Source organism: Colwellia psychrerythraea, assembly GCF_000764225.1.
GTDB lineage: Bacteria > Pseudomonadota > Gammaproteobacteria > Enterobacterales > Alteromonadaceae > Colwellia > Colwellia psychrerythraea_D.
The window spans coordinates 1-1,165 of the sequence record NZ_JQED01000034.1 but is presented as its reverse complement, the minus strand read 5'-3'; the positions used below and the strand labels follow the sequence as shown (position 1 = coordinate 1,165).

The following is a 1,165-nucleotide window of genomic DNA, read 5'->3' as shown; positions in this document are numbered from 1 at the left end:
GCGTTGGTCTTCAACGTGCGCCACTTCAGTAGATACTTTATGGGTATCTAGGCCAATGAAAAGTATGTTATGTTTGTACATGCTAGCCTCCAATTTATATTGTTTAACACATATATTATGGCTCTGGTTTTGCTAACCCACGAATTTGGAGGCTAGCACCTCGTGGGGAGTCATTATGTCTATAAACTTAATCTAAGTAATGGAGTGCTTTGATGAACATTAAATTCTTACCTTTTTTAATATTGCCTATGTTGTTGGCTTGTGATGATAGTGAAGAGGTAAATGTCAACGTAGTTATCTCAAATGGCGCGTTACAATGCCAAGATAATGCTATCCCAATTAGTACAACCAAAGAATACTTAACGGGAGCAGGAATCTCTGTTAAAGCTGAAAGTTGTGGTACTTTAATTGGTGTAGGTGTTGTAACTCTATGTGGAGCAGAAAGCGGGCAAGTCCATATCTTTTCCATTGATGAAAAGGATTTAGATGAAGCAGTAAATTTAGGGTTTACTGATAGTTCAACTATCGAAGAAGGCTTTGATACTGTAGAGTGTGACAGTTTATAACAAGCTGTTAAATCAGGACAAAATACAGTTGGCTGTGTTTCGTTCCTCAACATTTTAGCCAACAATATTTTGCCCATTAACGAGGGCGTTATATCTCATGCGAACTTTGTGAATATGGATGTTATTTTAGATTATTGGTATTTGGTGCTGTTGGGTATAAATCCACTTTCACTAATGTTAATAAATAAGCTCTTGCAGCTTAAAAATGAATTTAATGCTAAAGAGGGATTAGCTTTCCTTGCAATGTTTAACTTCGTTTCTGGGATTACTGCTATGGTTTATGCGCTTACTAATCAAGCTTCTTCTAATTCAGTTTTAGTAATAATCCTGTCAGCTGTATTTTATAAGTATTGCCAATACCGCAGCAATAAGATAAAAGAGAAATAACAAGCTAATTAATAAGGACAAAAAACAGTTTGCTGTTTTCGTCCCTCAACATTTTAGCAAACAATTTTTTGCCCATTATTAGGGAGTTATGTTTTTCGGAACGGTTATCACTATGAAAAAAGTTAGAAGGAATAATCGTAAAGGACGAAAAAATAGAAAAAATCGATTACCTTCATTAAGTTCTGATTTTCAATTCGAATTAAAAGAGATAT

General features: G+C 34.8%; 2 protein-coding genes. Both read left to right on the top strand.

The window, feature by feature from the left end; translation table 11 throughout:
- Positions 1 to 212 precede the first annotated feature (212 nt).
- Complete coding sequence (locus ND2E_RS08840; RefSeq protein ID WP_033094296.1) at positions 213 to 566, top strand: hypothetical protein; 354 nt, start codon at positions 213 to 215, stop codon at positions 564 to 566.
- A gap of 108 nt (positions 567 to 674) precedes the next feature.
- A complete protein-coding gene (locus tag ND2E_RS0121600; RefSeq protein WP_150113756.1) occupies positions 675 to 953 on the top strand; it encodes a hypothetical protein in 279 nt (92 codons plus the stop codon).
- Positions 954 to 1,165: the final 212 nt, after the last annotated feature.

What these genes read in the sequence shown, in the direction of transcription:
- ND2E_RS08840 (WP_033094296.1), top strand. Translation starts at nt 213, where the DNA reads ATGAACATTAAATTCTTACCTTTTTTAATATTGCCTATGTTGTTGGCT.